The sequence below is a fragment of the Colwellia sp. BRX8-9 genome, from assembly GCF_014077245.1.
Classification (GTDB): Bacteria; Pseudomonadota; Gammaproteobacteria; order Enterobacterales; family Alteromonadaceae; genus Colwellia_A.
The window spans coordinates 32,340-51,945 of record NZ_JACGVN010000013.1 but is presented as its reverse complement, the minus strand read 5'-3'; the positions used below and the strand labels follow the sequence as shown (position 1 = coordinate 51,945).

The 19,606-nt window shown below is 38.8% G+C and carries 17 protein-coding genes; 14 read left to right on the top strand and 3 right to left on the bottom strand.

The annotated features are described in order from the left end of the window. Positions 1–276: 276 nt before the first annotated feature. The 3 genes from H4J70_RS12280 to H4J70_RS12270 all read right to left on the bottom strand — a co-directional run bounded on the left by H4J70_RS12280 (position 277) and on the right by H4J70_RS12270 (position 5,584). Positions 277–2,079 (bottom strand): DEAD/DEAH box helicase, encoded by a 1,803-nt coding sequence (locus H4J70_RS12280; protein WP_070376112.1) that lies wholly within the window; start codon positions 2,077–2,079, stop codon positions 277–279. Positions 2,080–2,578: 499 nt separating this feature from the next. Then, positions 2,579–4,981: an ATP-binding protein gene (locus H4J70_RS12275; protein ID WP_182215003.1), complete on the bottom strand. Its 2,403-nt coding sequence runs from the start codon at positions 4,979–4,981 to the stop codon at positions 2,579–2,581. Between the two features lie 117 nt (positions 4,982–5,098). After that, entirely contained in the window at positions 5,099–5,584 is a 486-nt protein-coding gene (locus tag H4J70_RS12270; RefSeq protein WP_182215005.1) for a zinc ribbon-containing protein, read from the bottom strand. A gap of 248 nt (positions 5,585–5,832) precedes the next feature. Between H4J70_RS12270 and leuS the strand changes: the two genes are divergently transcribed. The 14 genes from leuS (at position 5,833) to H4J70_RS12200 (ending at position 19,597) form a co-directional block, all read left to right on the top strand. Further along, the gene (gene leuS / locus H4J70_RS12265) at positions 5,833–8,436 is read left to right on the top strand and encodes a leucine--tRNA ligase (RefSeq protein ID WP_182222095.1); all 2,604 of its coding nucleotides are present in this window, start codon (positions 5,833–5,835) and stop codon (positions 8,434–8,436) included. A 30-nt stretch (positions 8,437–8,466) separates the two neighbouring features. Then, complete coding sequence (gene lptE, locus H4J70_RS12260; RefSeq protein ID WP_259364662.1) at positions 8,467–8,988, top strand: LPS assembly lipoprotein LptE; 522 nt, start codon at positions 8,467–8,469, stop codon at positions 8,986–8,988. After that, a complete protein-coding gene (gene holA / locus H4J70_RS12255; RefSeq protein ID WP_182251218.1) occupies positions 8,988–10,031 on the top strand; it encodes a DNA polymerase III subunit delta in 1,044 nt (347 codons plus the stop codon). Before lptE ends, holA begins: the two co-directional genes overlap by 1 nt. Further along, positions 10,018–10,686: a nicotinate-nucleotide adenylyltransferase gene (gene nadD, locus H4J70_RS12250; RefSeq protein ID WP_182222093.1), complete on the top strand. Its 669-nt coding sequence runs from the start codon at positions 10,018–10,020 to the stop codon at positions 10,684–10,686. Before holA ends, nadD begins: the two co-directional genes overlap by 14 nt. 70 nt (positions 10,687–10,756) lie before the next feature. Further along, positions 10,757–11,074 (top strand): ribosome silencing factor, encoded by a 318-nt coding sequence (gene rsfS / locus H4J70_RS12245; RefSeq protein ID WP_070376106.1) that lies wholly within the window; start codon positions 10,757–10,759, stop codon positions 11,072–11,074. 28 nt (positions 11,075–11,102) lie between these two features. Beyond that, the gene (gene rlmH, locus H4J70_RS12240; RefSeq protein ID WP_070376105.1) at positions 11,103–11,573 is read left to right on the top strand and encodes a 23S rRNA (pseudouridine(1915)-N(3))-methyltransferase RlmH; all 471 of its coding nucleotides are present in this window, start codon (positions 11,103–11,105) and stop codon (positions 11,571–11,573) included. A gap of 2 nt (positions 11,574–11,575) precedes the next feature. Then, positions 11,576–13,579 (top strand): penicillin-binding protein 2, encoded by a 2,004-nt coding sequence (mrdA, locus tag H4J70_RS12235; RefSeq protein WP_182215013.1) that lies wholly within the window; start codon positions 11,576–11,578, stop codon positions 13,577–13,579. Further along, complete coding sequence (gene rodA, locus H4J70_RS12230) at positions 13,579–14,694, top strand: rod shape-determining protein RodA (protein ID WP_182222091.1); 1,116 nt, start codon at positions 13,579–13,581, stop codon at positions 14,692–14,694. The genes mrdA and rodA overlap by 1 nt, the downstream gene beginning before the upstream one ends. Positions 14,695–14,724: 30 nt before the next feature. Continuing rightward, positions 14,725–15,519: a septal ring lytic transglycosylase RlpA family protein gene (locus tag H4J70_RS12225; protein WP_310733545.1), complete on the top strand. Its 795-nt coding sequence runs from the start codon at positions 14,725–14,727 to the stop codon at positions 15,517–15,519. A 102-nt stretch (positions 15,520–15,621) separates the two neighbouring features. Continuing rightward, positions 15,622–16,809 carry a serine hydrolase gene (locus tag H4J70_RS12220; RefSeq protein WP_083278044.1) on the top strand — a complete coding sequence of 396 codons (1,188 nt, stop codon included), beginning with the start codon at positions 15,622–15,624 and terminating at the stop codon, positions 16,807–16,809. Positions 16,810–16,982: 173 nt separating this feature from the next. Next, the gene (gene ybeD / locus H4J70_RS12215) at positions 16,983–17,246 is read left to right on the top strand and encodes a DUF493 family protein YbeD (protein ID WP_070376102.1); all 264 of its coding nucleotides are present in this window, start codon (positions 16,983–16,985) and stop codon (positions 17,244–17,246) included. A gap of 142 nt (positions 17,247–17,388) precedes the next feature. Continuing rightward, the gene (lipB, locus tag H4J70_RS12210; RefSeq protein ID WP_220463210.1) at positions 17,389–18,012 is read left to right on the top strand and encodes a lipoyl(octanoyl) transferase LipB; all 624 of its coding nucleotides are present in this window, start codon (positions 17,389–17,391) and stop codon (positions 18,010–18,012) included. Further along, a complete protein-coding gene (lipA, locus tag H4J70_RS12205) occupies positions 18,002–18,970 on the top strand; it encodes a lipoyl synthase (protein ID WP_182215017.1) in 969 nt (322 codons plus the stop codon). The genes lipB and lipA overlap by 11 nt, the downstream gene beginning before the upstream one ends. 246 nt (positions 18,971–19,216) lie before the next feature. Beyond that, positions 19,217–19,597 carry a GntR family transcriptional regulator gene (locus tag H4J70_RS12200; protein WP_070376099.1) on the top strand — a complete coding sequence of 127 codons (381 nt, stop codon included), beginning with the start codon at positions 19,217–19,219 and terminating at the stop codon, positions 19,595–19,597. The last annotated feature ends 9 nt before the right edge of the window (positions 19,598–19,606 follow it).

The window sequence follows — 19,606 nt, the reverse complement described above, 5'->3', positions numbered from 1 at the left end:
TATCTCTCTTAAAGAATCAATGGGTGCATTATTACTAGGTTTTCAATGAAGAGATAGCGCAAAGCAAATCTAATAAAACATCGCAGCGTAACAGAAAATGTACGTGCTATCTGTGCGGAATGTATTCGACGTCGAGACAAGCCATATAGTGCTTAGCCAACAGCTGTTCAGTTATGTTTACATGACTAATTAACGCTAAAGTATTCATGCTTTTTGGTAAATTACAGGCATAAAAAAAGGTACGATATACGTACCTTTTTATTATTTATTTATCGACTAGCTAGGACGATTAGAACGCTCTTGACGTTTACGAGGACGATCAGTTGTTGGTGTTGATTCAACCGTTTTAACATCTGAAACCGTAATTTCTAATGATTGACGACGAATTTTAACACGCTTTAATTGCTCAAATGATTTCTCTGGCATGCCTTTTGGTAACTGAACATAAGTATGTTTATCATGTAAGTTAATTGCACCAATGTAGCTACTATCTAACGAAATTTCGTTAGCGATTGCGCCAACGATATCACCAGGACGTGCACCATGCTCTTTACCTACTTCTAAACGGTATGTCTGCCAATCAACGTCGGTACGGTTAACTTTAACTTTACGAGGAGCACGTTCGCCACCACGCTCAGCGCCACGTTCACCACCACGTTCATTTCTGCCGCCACGACTTTCGTTACGACCACCACGCTCACTTCTAGAATCACGGTCACTACGCTCACGCGTTTCACGACGAGGCTTAGGATCTTCTTTTGGTTGTAATGGCTGGTTTAATTGTTTTTGGAACAATAAAGCTGCAGCTAAATCAGTCATAGAAAGCTCTGATTCATTGGCCATTGCTTCAACAATTTCACGCATGTTTACTAAATCTTTATCTGCAACAATTTGTGCCATTTCAACACGTGTACGTTCAATACGTTTTTTACCAATTTCTTCAATATTTGGTAATTCATAAGTGTTAATAACACCTGAAGTTAAACGTTCGTAATGACGTAGAGAGTGCATTTCGCGAGGACGAACAAATGCAATTGACATACCTTCACGACCTGCACGACCTGTACGACCGATACGGTGAACATAAGCTTCATTGTCGCCTGGTAAATCATAGTTAACCACTAATGAAATACGTGGAATATCTAAACCACGAGCAACAACATCAGTTGCCACTAATATAGATGACTTACCTGATTTCATTTGTTCGATACAACGTTCACGCTGTGCTTGGTTCATGTCGCCGTTTAAAGCTAATGCTGGGTAACCAGCTCGCTCTAATTGTTCTGCAACTTCTACCGTGTCGCTACGAGTACGTACGAAAACTATCATCGCATCGTAATCAACGATTTCAGCTATACGCTCTAAAGCGGTAATTTTACGAATGCCACTAACTTTCCAAGCAAATTGAGAAATATTTGCTTTTGACTGTTTAACAGCAGCAATTTTAATATGTTCTGGATCTTTTAAGAAACGGTTAGCAATTTTACGAATTGCTGGTGGCATAGTTGCAGAGAACAAAGCCATTTGCGTCGTTTCTGGTAAATGGTCAAGTATCCACTGAATGTCTTCAAGGAAACCCATGTTAAGCATTTCATCAGCTTCATCAAGTACACAAAAAGATAAGTTACCTAGTTTTAGACTCTTACGACGTAAGTGATCCATTAAACGACCAGGTGTGCCAACAACAACTTGAGCGCCACGCTCTAATTGTTGAAATTGTGGCTGGTATGATTGACCACCGTATAAAGTAGCAACCAATAAACCTTTCATATTTTTACCGAAGCTTTCAATTGCTTCAGCAACTTGCATCGCTAATTCACGTGTTGGTGCTAACACCATTAACTGTGGCTTTTTCAATGAAACATCAATTTTAGCCAATGCAGGTAAACCAAAGGCAGCAGTTTTACCTGTACCTGTTTGTGCTTCACCTAAAACATCTTTACCAGCTAATAATGGCGGAATAGTTTTTGCTTGAATATCAGTTGAGTTTTCGAAACCGATAGATTTTACAGCAGATAATAAAGTTTCAGGCAAGCCTAAAGAGTCAAAGCTCACAGGAGCATCGTTAGAAGTAGTCATAAATTTTGTCTTCTCTTGTGGCGGAATAGGTTAAAAGTAACCAAAACATTCCGCGTTATATACGAGGAAACCACCAGGAAGACTTAAGGCACGTTCACTAAAGAACATAGGGCTAATAAAGAATATTAGCTAAGAAGTCTATTGGGCGGAAAACCCCACTCATTTCGTATAACCAGTGTGAAAGAAAATATTCAAGTCAGAATCACTGTTATCGAGGCGCGCATTATACTGACATTTATTTATTATTCAAGGTATATAAATCATTTTGTTCAAAAAACAATCAGAAAAATGTATTTAATACCAATAAAGATAAATAACAGGGGTAATGAGATTGACCGTGAAAAAGAAACGGCTATGGTTAAATTACAAATACTGACAAGTAATCCTCTGTGGCCTGAGCTATATCGGTCATTTTATGTAGACATTGATATAAAAAAGGCCAGACGCTTATATATGCCTGACCTATATTAAAATCAGTTAAACGTAGATAATATTTTAATTACTCGTCAGCACCCGTTAACAAATCAGAAAAAAGTGAAAGTTTATTTAAAACTAAACCATGAATAGATTTTCTTGGGTAGCGCCCCGTTCGACTAATTTCTCCAGCGGGTTCATTCATCAGCAACTCTAATGCTTGATCAATGTCTTCAACAGCGTGAATGGCAAATTGGTTGTTTTTAACCGCTTCAATAACATCGTCCGCTAACATCAGATTATTAACATTGGTGCGCGGAATAATAACCCCTTGCTTTCCCGTTAAGCCTTCGTCTTTACATAAACGATAAAAACCTTCAATTTTTTCATTAACGCCACCAATTGATTGCACACCTCCGTGCTGATTAATCGAACCAGTAATGGCAAAGCCTTGTTTAATTGGCAGTAAAGAAATAGCAGAAATAAGCGCACAAAGTTCCGCCATAGACGCACTGTCACCATCAATATGTCCGTAAGACTGTTCTATTGCAAGGTTGGCAGAAATTGACACTGGAAAACCTTGCCCGTATTTATGTCCTAAATACCCGGTTAATAACAGCACACCTTTGGAGTGAATAGACTTACCTAAGTCTACTTCTCTTTCTATATCGGTGACGCCTTCACTTCCCGCATAAACGGTTGCTGTGATGCGCGCAGGCGTTCCAAAAACACTGTCCCCTATTTCTAAGACAGTTAAACCATTTACTTTACCGATATGGTGCCCTTGGGTGTCAATCAATACTTGTTTTTCTTTTATTTCACCTAACCATGCCTCACTCATTCGGCCAGTTCTTCGCTGTTTAGCTGCAAGCGCTAAAGCAACATGGCTGGCAGTTAAATGACCTTTGTTGTCTGTTTTCTTCCACAAATAAAAAGCTTCATCAAGTAAGTCGTTTACTTGAACAATATTAGCCGAAATTTTATGTTGATGCTCTGCACGTCTCAATGCATAGCGCACTAGCTCTAATACAGCTTCATTACTGACATGTGGATAGTTGTATTTATGTGCACGCTGGCGAATCAAATGAGCGTAATCATTAAGATTTTCTTCGTTACTTTCAAGATACTGATCAAAGTCTGCTAAGACCCTAAATAATTCGGTGAACTCTTGATCATAGTCTTGCAACATGTAATAAATTTCGGGGTCACCGAGCAATATAACTTTAACGTTTAATGGAATTTTTTCAGGTTGTAAGCTAAATGAGCCCGGTTGACTATATTCAGAGTAAGGATTTTCAATGGTAATTTCTTGTGATTTAAGCGCTAATTTTAAACGTGCCCAGACAAGGGGTTGATTGAGTAGCTTGTCTGCCTCTAAAATTAAATAACCGCCATTAGCCTTATGTAACGCTCCAGGTCTAATTAATCGATAACTGGTATAGGTGCTTCCTTGAAAGCTCGCGAAATCAACATGGCCAAATAAGTTTTGAAAGGTTGGGTTTTGCTCATAAATAACAGGAGCGCCAGCATCAGGTTTTTGAGAAACAAGTAAATTAGGTAAAAATTGTTCAACCATAAGTTTACGCGCATCTTTATCGTTTCTGTTCTCAACACTTTCATCAACAAGAATTTCTAAAACAGTATCAACTACATGGGTTTTTACTTTTGACAAGTATTTTAACACGCCAATATTACTGGCAAACTCATGCTCTAATTCTTCTAGAAATGGCCTAATAGCTTGTTCTGCTGTCTCATTTTTTAATTTACGTAATTTATCAGATGAGATGCGTTTCCATTGTGGTAATTCGATCAATTTTTCAGAGAGGAAATTTTCTAATTTATCTAACAACAGATAAAAGTCAGCACGTTTGCCTTCATCTAAACCGGCAAATTCTTTATCATTTAAAGGTTTTCCCTCAACCAGCGGAGAAAAACCAATCTCTCCATTTTCTTCAAACAATAAAACATTATCTTTTAAAGCACTTTCTTCGACTTCAGCGATGGCTTGATCATATTTTTTATTAAATGCGCGATCAACCGCCGACTTTTGTCGTTGATAACTTGGGTTATCAAAAATCTCAGGAAATAAGTCTAATAATTCATCAATAAAAGTATTGATACGTGCCAATAATTGTTTACCATCTCCGGGACTTAAATAGAGGTTGTGCGGTGCATGAACATCATCAAAATTATTGATATAACACCATTCATAAGGCGTTTCTTGATTGCCAGCGGTTGTCGCTAACATTTGCTTAATTAAGGTTTGTCTACCCGTACCATGCTCTCCCATAGCAAAAACATTAAAACCGGGAGCTTCCATAGACAAACCAAATTCAAGCGCCTCTTTAGCGCGAGCATGACCGATAATAATTTGCTCTACATCAGGAGTGACTTCAGCATTAGAAAACTGCTCAGCAGATAATTGAGCAGTTAATTTTTCAACAGGTAACCGAGTAATTGAAGAAGTTAACTTAACGGATGAAGGCATGCAATATCTCACTGATAACGCTTAAAAAACAAGCGTATAATAATTAATAAATTTAATACTGCCAGTGTACCCTCATTTTAAATAATTAGTAAATTTTAGTGGCGTCCCAGCTTCGTTTTAAGGAGCAAAGGGTAACCTTATAAAAGAACTACCGCCGCAATTAAAACAATCAGCAACATCCGCCGCATGACTGTATGTTATTTTTTCTTGGCAATGCTGGCACTCTAACAAACCAAAACCAATAAAGTCGCCCGTTTTATATAGACCACGATGCTTAATATCTTCATCAAGCTCTGACCACTCCACTTGTGACTTATCAGTGATCGCTTGCATATTTTTCCAGAAAGACTCATTGAGTAAGCCTAAATAGAGGGAATGTTTGGCTTGTGCTTCATTTTGAATAATAAATTCGTTGATATCAAAACGTAAATTATCAACAAACTGCTTAACTTTCTCTTCGGGTAATTTTTCTGCCGCTTGCAAGTAAAGCTTACTTTGCTCTACTTTGTTAACGATATCAGTTATCTCATGCTGGTTAACATCTTCAGCCCATGTAACTAAAGCTTGATAAAGCTCTTGAAAAACACTATTTTTTGATTTCATAACACATTCCTCGACGACTTATAGATTAAGTATAGCTAGTCATAGCTTTATAGAAAAACAAATCAAATAAACTTCTAAAAACTATAACATATCCTTACTTTACTTCAATATGCTCAAAACAGTATCTTGATGTGAGACAGGTATATAAGGTATTCTATCGCCATTATTTTTATGCGTTCATGATCGCGGTCAATTTACTATTGATTGGCTAATGAACACCACATTCTAAAGTGTTTGAGAAATCTTTAATGGAATCCATTTACAATCCCCAAGCTATCGAAGCGCAAGTTCAAAAATTTTGGACTGATAACAATACCTTTAAAGCCGAAGAAAAGCCCGGCCAAGAAAAATATTACTGTCTTGCTATGTTCCCTTATCCAAGTGGACGTTTACATATGGGGCATGTGCGTAATTATAGTTTAGGCGATGTTATCTCTCGCTATCAACGCCTGCAAGGCAAAAATGTTATGCAACCTATGGGTTGGGACGCATTTGGTTTGCCTGCAGAAAATGCGGCAATTAAAAACAAAACAGCGCCGGCTAAATGGACCTATGAAAATATTGATTACATGCGTAACCAATTACAATCACTGGGTTTTGCTTACGACTGGAGCCGTGAATTAGCGACTTGTAAAAAAGACTATTACAAATGGGAACAATGGTTCTTTACGCAACTTTACGAAAAAGGTTTAGTTTATAAGAAAAATGCTACGGTCAACTGGGATCCCGTTGATCAAACAGTATTGGCAAACGAGCAGGTTATTGACGGACGTGGTTGGCGTTCAGGCGCACCGGTTGAACGTAAAGAAATTCCACAGTGGTTTATTAAAATTACTGATTACGCTGAAGAGTTACTTACAGATTTAGACCAACTTACTGAATGGCCTGAACAAGTTAAGACTATGCAACGTAATTGGATTGGCCGCAGCGAAGGTATTGAAATGACCTTCCAAGTTGCAGATTCAGATGAAAGCTTTGACATCTACACCACACGTCCAGATACACTCATGGGAGTTACTTACGTAGCACTTGCTGCGCAGCATCCACTGGCTTTAGCTGCAGCAAAAAACAACCCTGCATTGAACGACTTTATCACTGAATGCAAAACCAATAAATCTACCGAAGCCGATATGGCAACGATGGAGAAAAAAGGTGCCGATACCGGTCTTAAAGCGATTCACCCACTAACCGGTAACATCGTTCCAGTTTGGGCAGCAAACTTTGTCTTAATGGATTACGGTTCAGGTGCGGTAATGTCTGTTCCTGGCCACGACCAACGTGACTTCGAATTTGCCACTAAATACGGCTTGGAGATTACCCAAGTTATTGCTGGTAGCAAAGACGACGATTTCAGTAAGGCAGCAATTACTGAAAAGGGATTATTAATTAATTCAGGCGAATACGACGGTTTAGACTTTGAAGCGGCCTTTAAAGCGATATCAGAAAAATTAATCAGTGAAAATAAAGGCTCTGTAAAAGTTAACTACCGATTGCGTGACTGGGGTGTTTCTCGTCAGCGTTATTGGGGTACTCCCATTCCTATGATGCACCTAGCAAATGGTGAATCTGTCGCGGTACCTCTTGACCAGTTACCCGTTGAATTGCCTGAAGATGTCATCATGAATGGCGTTACATCACCGATTAAAGACAATCCTGAGTGGGCAAAAACCACTTATAACGGTGAAGAAGCATTCCGTGAAACTGATACCTTTGATACGTTTATGGAATCCTCTTGGTATTACGCACGTTACTGTTCACCGAACGATGATACACAAATGATTGACCCCGCCAAAGCAAATTATTGGCTACCGGTTGATCAATACATCGGCGGGATTGAGCATGCTATTTTGCATTTACTTTACGCACGTTTTTTCCACAAGTTATTGCGTGACGCAGGTTTAGTAAACTGTGATGAACCGTTTAAAAAGTTATTATGTCAGGGCATGGTTCTAGCAGATACATATTACCGCGAGGCAGATAATGGTGGTCAAGATTGGATTTCACCAACAGATGTAGACGTTGAGCGTGATGAAAAAGGACAAGTTACTTCGGCTGTTAGCAAGCTTGATGGCAAACCAGTTATTTCTGCTGGTATGAGTAAAATGTCAAAGTCAAAAAATAACGGCATCGACCCACAAGAAGTTATCGGCAAATATGGCGCAGATACTGTACGTTTATTTATTATGTTTACTTCACCACCAGAGCAAACCCTTGAATGGTCTGATTCAGGTGTTGAAGGTGCACACCGTTTCTTAAAGCGTGTTTGGAAACTCGCCTTTGATTTTAGCGAACAAGTAAAAGAACATGGCGAAGTGGCTTTATTGAGCACATTAACCTTGAATGCAGCGCAGAAAACATTACGCCGCGAGTTACACAAAACTATAGCAAAAGTCAGTGATGATATTGGCCGAAGAAACACCTTTAATACAGCTATAGCTTCAATTATGGAATTAATGAACCATTTATCGAAAGCAAGTTTAGTCAGTGTTGAAGACAGAGCGGTTATGCAAGAAGCCGTTCGCGCGGTCATTATAATGTTGACACCAATTACACCACATATGTGTCATGAAATATGGAAAACATTAGGCGGCGCTAATAACGATAATGCTTCGATTGAAGAAGCATCTTGGCCTATCGTTGATGAGAGTGCTTTGGTTGAAGACCAGAAGTTAATTATCGTGCAAGTTAACGGTAAGGTACGTGCAAAAATTACCGTTTCAGCCAACGCCAACAAAGAAGAAGTTGAAGCCTTAGGTTTAAGTGATGAAACAGTGGTCCGCTTTATTGATGATAAGACAATTCGTAAAGTTATCTATATACCGGGTAAACTTTTAAACATTGTTGCTAACTAATCGCGAAAAAGTCCTACAAAGGTAATAAAAATGAGCCATATGCACAAAAAAACGACAAAACACCAAACACGGGTAGCCGCGGCTACTTTGGTGTTATTCACCTTGTTTTTATCAAGCTGTGGCTTTGCTTTACGCGGTGATTATTTATTATCGCCGCAACTGCAAACTTTGCACTTAAGTTCCGCTGATAAATTTGGGGAGCTTACTCGCCAAGTTAAGCAGCACTTAACGATAAATAAAATAAAGTTGCTGAGCCAAGCTACAGAGAATGTCCCGCAACTTAAACTTTCAAAAGACAGCCTAAACCGTCGCACCTTATCCGTATTTCCAAATGGGCAAGTGGCAGAATACGAATTGATTTATACCGTTAGATATCAGCTAGTACTTTCACAAAAGGATGTTCGCTCTTTTGTTTTTGAACTTAATCGCGATTATCAAGATGATCCCAATATTGCGCTTGCTAAAAGTCGGGAACTGGAATTAATGTTAAGCGAAATGCGCAAAGAAGCGGCTAATAAAATCTTACGCGACCTCTCTACGATTAAAATCTAATGCGGATCTATCATAACCAGCTATCTAATACCCTCAATCAGGGCTTTAAGCCTGTTTGGTTAGTTTTTGGTGATGAGCCTTGGCAAAAGAACAACAGCTTAACCACAATAAAACAGCACTGTCAGCAACAGGGATTTAGTGAAGTTATCCGTTTTAGTGCTGACGATAAATTTGACTGGAACCTTTTGGTTGAAGAGTATCAAGCGATGAGCTTATTTTCAGCACAGCGCATCATTGAAATAGAACTAGTCACCGGAAAAATAGCTGACGCCGGCAGTAAAATACTACTTAAACTCAGTGAAAACTTTCATCCTGATGTACAGCTAATCTTTCATGGTCCTAAAATTGACAGTGCGGGTCAAAAACGAAAATGGTTTAAATCATTAGAACAGTTAGGTTGTTTTGTCCCCCTTTATGATATTGAAGGTCGTCAATTACAACAGTGGTTAAATCAACAAATCAAACAGCATAAATTAAATATTCATCACGATGTTACCCCATTGATGATAGAGCTTTTTGAAGGTAACTTACCGGCTTTAGAGCAAGAGTTACAAAAATTTTCATTGCTGTTTGGTACACAACTAATTATTGCTGAAGACGCAGAAAAATTACTGATTAAACAAGCAAAATTCAATCCTTTTCAGGTGGTTGATACCTTACTTAGTGGTGACCTGCCAAAGTGCATTGGCATGTTAGATCAACTGCAACACGAAGGGGCTGCAATCGGTCAGCTTATTTGGTTTATTCACAAAGAGATAACGCAATTATCAACTATGCTAGAGCAAATTGAACAAGGTGAGAGTATCGATAGTATTTATAAAAAACACCGGATTTGGGATAAAAAGAAACCTCTGTATCAGTATGCCCTTAACCATATTAGTCGTGACAATATTTATCAAGCTCAAGCGCGTTTAGCACAAACTGATTTGATCAGTAAAACCAGTAGTGACTTTAACCCTTTTATATTATTGGCAGATGTTTGTATAAGTCTCTATCACGGACAAACCACCAAAAAATTCAATTTAGATTATGAATTCGGCTAAACGAGTAAGCGAAATTAAGAAAAATATTGCCATAATGGGGGGAACGTTTGACCCTATTCATAATGGTCATATTGAAACAGCTAAAGAAACAGCAGCATGGCTTAATGTTGAACAACTCTTCTTTTTACCTGCGCATTTGCCACCTCATAAAAACACCACAACAGCCAGCGCTATGCACCGAACAGCTATGGTGAACCTTGTTTGCCAACAGCAGCCATTATTTAAGCTTGATAATCGCGAACTAAAACGACATAGCGCTTCTTATACCGTAACAAGTCTACGTGAAATAAAACAAGAACAACCCAACAGTCGGGTTTTCTTTATCATAGGTATGGACTCGTTCCTTAACTTTACCCTATGGCATCAATGGCAAACTATTTTGTCACTATGCCATATTGTCGTCAATATTCGACCTGGCTATCAATTAAATCAAATTAATACCGCCACCCAAGAACTATTAAAAAACCATCAAATAGATGACCTAGCAGAAATAAAGCAACAAGATGCCGGCGGCATTATTTTCCATCAAAACCAGTCGCTTAATATTTCTTCAAGTGAAATACGCCAACAACTTTTAAGCAATAATAAACACAATAATCACTTAACAGAATGCGTACATCATTACATTATTGAAAAAAAACTCTATCAAAAATAATTTGCTAGTTAACCTGCAGAAAAAATGATGATATTATAGCGCATTATTATTTACACTAAGAGTAATTCCCTTGCAAGTTGAAGCGTTAAACGCATTTGTTATTGAAAAAATCGAAGAAATGAAAGGTCGTGACATCACGACTTTAGACATCGGAAAAAAATCAGGCTTTGCTGATTATATGGTTGTCTGTTCAGGTAACTCGAATCGCCATGTTAAATCTATTGCACAATCAGTTGCCATCGAATGCCGCGCTAAAGGTATTGAGCCGTTAGGTATTGAAGGTAATGATGTTGGCGAATGGGCGTTAGTTGATTTAGGCAATTTAATTGTTCACGTAATGACAGACGAAATTCGTGACCGTTACCAGTTAGAAGAATTGTGGAACTAAGCTAATAGTGAAGGTTAACTAAACTATTATGCGACTTACCTTATATGCTGTTGGCAATAAAATGCCAGCATGGGTTACTCAAGGCTTTAACGAATATTGTCGTCGATTTCCGCGCGACATGTCGTTTCATTTAGTAGAAATCCCGCCAGGTAAGCGTGGTAAAAACGCCGATATAGCTCGCATTCTAGAAAAAGAAGGCGAATTATTACTAAACGCAATTCCAAAAGGTAACCGTATTGTTACGCTTGAAGTGGAAGGTAAACCGTGGACAACACCACAGCTTGCCCAACAACTTAAGCGTTGGCAATTAGACAGCCGCGATGTTGCTTTACTTATTGGTGGCCCCGAAGGTTTAGCCCCCGCTTGTATTAAAGCTTCAGAACAAAAATGGTCTTTATCGCCATTAACCTTGCCACATCCAATGGTGCGTATTGTTGTTGCTGAAAGTCTGTATCGAGCTTGGAGCATTAACAATAATCACCCGTATCACCGAGAGTAATAATGGCATCGAACAAACGTGTTGCTATTCGAAACCATTCGGCAGAAGCTAATTTATTTGCGCGCAGAACATTTATTGCCTTTATCGGCATACTCGCTTTATTGTTAACCTTAATTAGCAATATCTACGAGTTAGAAATTAATTCTTATGAAAAATATCAAACTCGCTCTAATTCCAATCGAATAAAACTCCTTCCAGTTGCACCTAATCGCGGACTAATTTACGATCGTAATGGCATTCTACTTGCTGATAACAAACCCGTATATTCGCTTGAGGTTATTGCTGAGCAAACGGTTGATTTGAAGAAACACATTGTAGAAGTCAGTGAGTTGCTTGATATCAGTGAAGAAAAGCAGCAAAAACTTTTTGAAGCACTAAAAAGCAAACGACGCTTTAAACCAGTAGAACTGCACTCGCGGTTAAGCGCACAACAAGTTGCATTATTTTCTGTCAACCAACACAAATTCCCTGGTTTTTTTATTGATGCTCGTCTTAAAAGATATTACCCATTTGGTGATTTAACGACCCACTCTTTGGGTTATGTTGCCCGCATTAACCTTAAAGATTCAATTCGTTTGGCCGAAGAAAATTTAGATGAAGATTATGCAGCAACGCGTAATATAGGTAAGCTTGGTTTAGAAAAATATTATGAAAATATACTTCATGGCACTATTGGTCATCAAGAAGTTGAAATAAATAATCAAGGTCGCATTATAAGAACGCTTGATTATGCGCCCCCAATATCAGGAAAAAACTTAACCCTGAGTATTGATATTGAATTACAAATGATTGCTAAACGTGCCTTAGCAGGCAAGCGTGGCGCTGTAGTAGCAATTGATCCACGAAGTGGTGAAATATTGGCCATGTATTCAAACCCAAGTTATGATGGAAACTTATTTGTTCATGGCATTAGTAGTAAAAACTATCGTAAATTACTTAATCCTAAAAACGACAGACCATTACTTAATCGAAGTGTACAAGGTTACCCACCCGCCTCGACAGTCAAACCTTTGCTCGGATTAACAGGATTAGAAGCAGGTGTAATTACCAATGAATCACGCTTCTACGACCCTGGCTGGTTTCAGCTAAAAGGTCTTGAACGTAAATACCGCGATTGGTGGGCCCCCGGCCATGGCTGGGTAGATCTTAATCAAGCCATTGAACACTCATGTAATGTTTTCTTTTATAATTTAGCGTATCAATTAGATATTGATACGATTACCGACATGATGGAAAAATTTGGTTTTGGCGATCTTACGGGTGTTGATATCTGGGAAGATAAACGCGCTATTTTGCCTGGTAGAGAAACCAAGCGTAGTCGATACAATAAACCTTGGTATACCGGCGATACAATCGCTGTTGGTATTGGTCAAGGCTACTGGACAGTAACACCGTTACAGCTAGCTCAAGCTTTTTCTATTTTAACGAATAAAGGCGACATAAAAATCCCACATTTTTTACGTGCTACTGCAGAGTTAGTCGCGGAAGAAGTTAAAATCAATGAGGAAATCACCACCGCTGAGACTGAGGGTAATGTTAATATTATCAATAAAATGGTCACTAAAATGGCAGAATATGATGATAAACCCCCTATTGTTTTAAAAGACAGTAAGCACTGGAGTTTAGTGCTTGATGCTATGCATAACACGGCACAAAAGAAATATCCTGCATTTAAAGGTGCTCGCTATGACGCCGCAGGAAAGTCGGGTACAGCACAACTTATTGCAAAAAAACAAGATGAGAAATATGATGCAGAAGCCACTAAAGAAAAGCAGCGAAACAATGCTATGTTTGTGGCTTTTGCTCCTTATGAGAATCCAGAAATAGTGGTTGCGGTTGTCGTTGAAAATGTTTTGGAAGGTGGTGGTGGTTTTAATGCTGCGCCGGTAGCACGCCAAGTTATGGATCAATATTTTGGTGATAGAGTCATTATTAGTACCGATAAAAGTAAGCATCCACAACACAATAATGTTTATGGTGTTGACAAAAACACAGGACGTAACTAGTGCGTAATATTGGTCATGACCAACAAAAACAGCGAAGTTTCTGGCAAAGAATTCATATTGACTTGCCTCTTTTGTTGGGTATTTTAGCATTAATGACCTTAGGGCTATTTGTTGTTTATAGTGCAGGTGGTCAAGAAGCAGCCATTGTTTACCGTCAAATAACCCGCTTAGGTATAGCATTATTGGTGATGTTCGCCGTTGCTCAAATCCCGCCCCTTTCCTATCAAAAATGGGCGGTACCCGTATTTATTTTAGGTTTGCTGCTCTTAATCGCCGTACTCTTATTCGGTCATATAGGTAAAGGCGCACAGCGTTGGTTAGACTTGGGTTTTATGAAATTTCAGCCTTCTGAAATAATGAAACTGATTGTCCCCATTATGATCGCTTGGTACGTTAGCCAATATGACTTACCCGCTAAAATATCTACCATCACCATTGCATTTATTTTAGTGTTATTGCCAACCTTATTAATTGCTAAGCAACCTGATTTAGGTACGTCACTGTTAATCGCCAGTTCAGGTATTTTTGTGATTTTTCTTGCCGGAGCAAGCTGGAAGCTAATTATCGCTTGTATTGGCTTAGCATCGGCATTTGCACCCGTTCTTTGGATGTTTTTGATGAAGCCCTATCAGAAGCAGCGTGTATTAACTTTTCTTGACCCAGAGCAAGACCCACTTGGCTCTGGATATCATATTATTCAATCAAAAATAGCCATTGGTTCAGGTGGTTTGCATGGCAAAGGTTGGTTACAAGGTACACAGTCACAACTGGAATTTTTACCTGAACGCCATACCGACTTTATTTTTGCGGTGTTTAGTGAAGAATTTGGCTTTGTAGGTGTCGCAGTACTGCTCAGTGTCTATTTAATGATAGTGATGCGAGGCTTATGGATTGCTGTCCATGCCGACCATGCCTTCACAAAACTATTAGCCGGTAGTATAACTTTAACCTTTTTCGTTTATGTCTTTGTGAACATAGGTATGGTGTCAGGCTTATTGCCTGTTGTTGGCGTTCCTTTGCCCTTAGTCAGTTACGGCGGAACATCAATGGTGACATTACTTGCAGGTTTTGGCATGCTGATGGCGATTAGCACCCATAAGCGTTTTATTGCTTAAATTGATTAACAACATAAAAAGAATCTGCCAGTGAAAATACAACTATTAATGATGACGCTTTTAGTCTCGATTTCTGCCTGCAGTGTCAATACCGGACGCTATCAACAACACAAAGATAGTATGCCCAGCCGAGCGCCTACGGCAAGTGAGCTTATTAATATTACGCCAAGAGCAGAGCCCCATAGTAGAGGGGGGAATAAAAGCCAATATCAGGTGCGTGGTAAAACTTATTCAGTATTAAAAAGTGCTGAAAATTTTAGCCAAACGGGTATTGCTTCTTGGTATGGCGAAAAATTCCATGGTCATTTAACCTCAAATGGTGAAATTTATAATATGTACGCTATGAGTGCGGCTCATAAAAATTTACCCCTACCCACTTACTTAAAAGTAACTAACAACGCCAATAGTCAATCAGTAATTGTTAGAGTAAATGACCGCGGACCATTTCATCAAAACCGTATTATTGATTTATCTTACAGCGCGGCTTATAAACTAGGTATGATGAAAACAGGCGTGGCTAATGTCACGATCACTGCCATTACTGATTTTGCTGTTACTGAGATAAAACAAAAACTGACTGAAAATAACTTACCTACAGATAGCGAACAACGTAAATATATTCAAGTTTTCGCCACTAAGAATGAAGTACTTGCCAATAAAACAGCCCAAGCCCTAGAGAATTTATATCAAATAAATACCATAATCCCAATGAACGATGGCCTTTTTCGTGTACAAATCGGCCCAATCAACGATGAAGAGGCGTTAAACACCCTATTGACCAGTTTAAAAAAATCAGGTTATCCAAAAGCATTCAGTCTGAAGTAATCATTCGTAACAATTTGCCACGATAGCACCATAGCAATCAGTAACAAAGATGGTATACTGCTGAAAAATTCTTCTTTTATCATTCAGTTTCGTAGGAATATTATGACTTACCCATTAGCTAAAAAAACGGCTAAAACCTCAACAAAACTTCTCTGCCTTTTAGGCGCAATTTCTTTAACTTTTTCATCTTTTTCCCAAGCGTTAACCATTATTCCATCACCACCAGAAGTTAAAGCAAAAGGTCATATCCTTATTGACTTCAATACCGGTAAAGTTCTTGCAGAGAGTAATGCCGATGCTTTGTTAGCGCCAGCCAGCTTAACAAAGATGATGACCAGTTATATCATAGGTAAAGAATTAGCAAGTGGTAATATCAACAACACTGACTTAGTCAAAGTCAGTGAAAAAGCTTGGGCAAAGAACTTCCCTGGTTCATCGCTTATGTTTATTGAAGTTGGTACCGAAGTTTCTGTAGAGTTATTAAATCAAGGGATTATTGTCGCTTCAGGTAATGATGCTTGTGTTGCTATGGCTGAACATATTGCAGGTAGCGAAGGTGCCTTTGCTCAGTTAATGAATGGTCATGCGGCAGCACTAGGAATGAGTTCTAGTTATTTTGAAAACAGCCACGGTCTAGACAGCCAAGAACACAAGACAACACCCCGTGATATGGCAACACTGGCAATGGCACTTATTCGAGATGTACCAGAAGAATATAAAATTTATAGCCAAAAAGTTTTTAGCTATAACAATATTAAACAATACAACCGTAATAATTTATTATGGGATAAAAGCATGAATGTTGACGGTTTAAAAACCGGTCATACCGCTCAGGCAGGTTACAGTTTAGTTTCATCCGCTACCAAAGGCGGAATGCGCTTAGTTAGTGTCGTTATGGGGACGGAAAGCGAACGAGCAAGAAAAGTTGAGAGTAAAAAGTTACTTAATTATGGCTTTCGTTTCTTCGAAACCTATACCCCTTATAAAGCGGGTGATAAGTTTGCTACCAATCGTGTTTGGATGGGCGATGTAAAAGAAGTCGACTTGGGTATTTTACTCGATACACCTATCACAGTCCCGCGTGGTCAACGTAAAAATTTAGCCGCCAGTATTGAACTTGACCAACAATTAAAAGCGCCGTTAGCTAAGGGAACCGTTGTTGGTAAACTATTTTTACGCTTAGACGGAGAAGACATCGCAGAATACCCGTTAGTAACTTTGCAAGAAGTTAATGAAGGCGGCATGTTTAGCAAGTTAGTCGACTATGTGAAACTACAATTTGTGAACTAGTTAGCAAATAAAAAACCTTGTAATTTTAAACTCGGCTCATGCCGAGTTTTTTATTATTAAGACAAAATTGTGATTAATAATAAAAGCGGTAAATACAATGATCACATTTTATTTGATTAATGATAAAATACCCCCAGATTGACTATTGACCAAGTACTATTTAGAGAGAGAAAATGAAAACCAAGTTTGATGAATTATTAGAATTTCCGACCGTACTTAACTTTAAAGTTATGGGCGTTGCTTGCGACGAATTACCTGATTTAGTGATTAATGAACTACAAAAGCATGCACCCGGTGATTACTCTCCTAAAATTAAAGCCAGTTCGAAAGGGACTTACCATTCGCTTTCAATTGCGGTGACGGTTACCAGTAAAGAGCATATAGAAACAATATATACAGAATTAACGGCTATTGATATCGTCCGCTACGTTCTTTAAAAAAATTACGCTTTAGCGTAACGATAATAACCTTAGTATTTGTCCGGTGTATTCCTATTATTATTTGGATATAATCGGCATCAATAGAATTAAGTGAAGTATAAACTTGAAAAATTCGTTAATCATTCGACAACTTGCCACTATGGACTACACCAAGGTTTGGCAAGGGATGCAAAAATTTACCGATGATCGTAACGAAGACACTCAAGATGAACTTTGGTTAGTCGAGCATCCAGCCGTTTTCACACAAGGGCAAGCAGGTAAAGAAGAACACTTGCTAATGCCAGGTGATATAGAAGTAGTAAAAGTAGATCGTGGCGGACAAGTGACTTATCACGGCCCTGGTCAACAAGTTATCTATTTTATGATCAATTTACGTCGCCGAAAAATGGGCGTGCGTGATTTAGTAACGCTACTTGAAAATGGCTTAATTGCCGCATTAGCTGATTTTAACATTATAGCCAAAGCTAGACCTGACGCACCAGGGGTTTATGTTGGCGAAAAGAAAATTGCATCGTTAGGTTTACGAGTGCGTAAAGGTTGCTCTTTTCACGGTTTGGCACTGAATGTAAATATGGACTTATCGCCCTTTCTTCGGATAAATCCTTGTGGTTATCAAGGACTAGAAATGGTGCAGACAGCCGATATCAGTCAATTAACAGATACTGCTCAAGCAGGTGAATCCTTAGTAAAACACCTCGCTAAATTATTAAATACCAATAATATCAGTTATAAAACTGGTTGGGACGAAATGAATGACCACTAAAACAACTCGAGTTATCCCTGGCACAAAAATGCGTGATGCAGAAAAAATGGCGCATATCCCTATTCAAATTGTGCCCTCAGAGCGTGAAACCATGCTTAGAAAGCCTAAATGGTTACGTATTAAACTACCTCGTACGACAGAACGGATTGACAGTATAAAAGCAGCGCTACGTAAACATGACTTACATTCAGTCTGTGAAGAGGCTTCTTGCCCAAACTTATCCGAGTGTTTTAACCACGGTACCGCCACTTTTATGATCTTAGGTGATATCTGTACACGCCGTTGCCCTTTTTGTGATGTTGGCCACGGTCGTCCTTTAGCCCCTAAAGTTGATGAGGCTAAAAAGTTAGCACTAACACTTAAAGATATGAAACTGAAATACGTGGTGATCACTTCGGTTGACCGTGATGATTTACGTGATGGTGGCGCTCAACAGTTTGCTGATTGTATTAGTGAAATAGCCATACATGCACCAAATACTAAAGTTGAGATTTTAGTCCCTGATTTTCGTGGTCGCATGGACCGTGCCTTAGAAATTTTAAATGCTAATCCTCCACATGTCTTTAATCATAATTTAGAAACCGCACCGCGTCTTTATACCAAAGCACGTCCGGGCGCTAACTACCAATGGTCGTTAGATTTACTGAAAAAATTTGGTGAAGCCAATCCTGCAGTACCGACAAAGTCAGGTTTAATGGTTGGCCTAGGTGAAACAGACGAAGAAATTTTACAAGTTATGCGCGACCTCAGAAGCCATGGCGTGACTATGCTTACCATTGGTCAGTATTTACAACCGAGTAAACATCATTTACCGGTAGAACGCTACGTTCACCCTGATGTTTTCGATATGTATCAAGCTGAAGCGATTAAGATGGGCTTTAACCATGCAGCCTGTGGGCCTTTAGTGCGTTCAAGCTACCATGCTGATAAACAAGCCGCAGGAGAAGAAGTTAAGTAATCCCCTTGCAAATAACCTAAAGCCTGAATATCTCGATATCACTGATATCATCGAAATATTCAGGCTTTATTGTATGCGACCTCTGTACCAACACATCCACGCAAGAATTTGATTTTATTAAAATAAATCACAACCACTTTTATTAATACCTCAATAGTTCAAAAAACAAACTATTTTTACTTGCCTTGATCCAGGTTATAGTTGTACCATTACCACACACGGAACAACTGGGGCATAGAAAGAAATATGGAAATTACCATTAATATAGAAGATCCGATGCCGTTATTTACACAACTCGTTGAACAAATAAAATCAGCGGTTATTAGCGACAAGGTTAGACCGGGAGACCCACTTCCTTCGATTAGACAATTGGCTAATGATTTAGAGCTCAACAGTAAAACTGTTGCTAAAGCTTACAAATTATTAGAACGAGACTTAGTCATTCAAAGCAAAGGTTATCGAGGGACCTTTGTTCACCCTGATGCAATCGTAAATAGTAAAATGGATTTAAATGCTGATGTTTTAGCACAGTTAGATAATGCTATTTCTGCCTGTAAAACGGCAGGGGTAACCGACTCAGAAATACGTATTGCTTTTAGTAGTGCAATGAACAGTAAAAACAATTAAGGAGCAGAA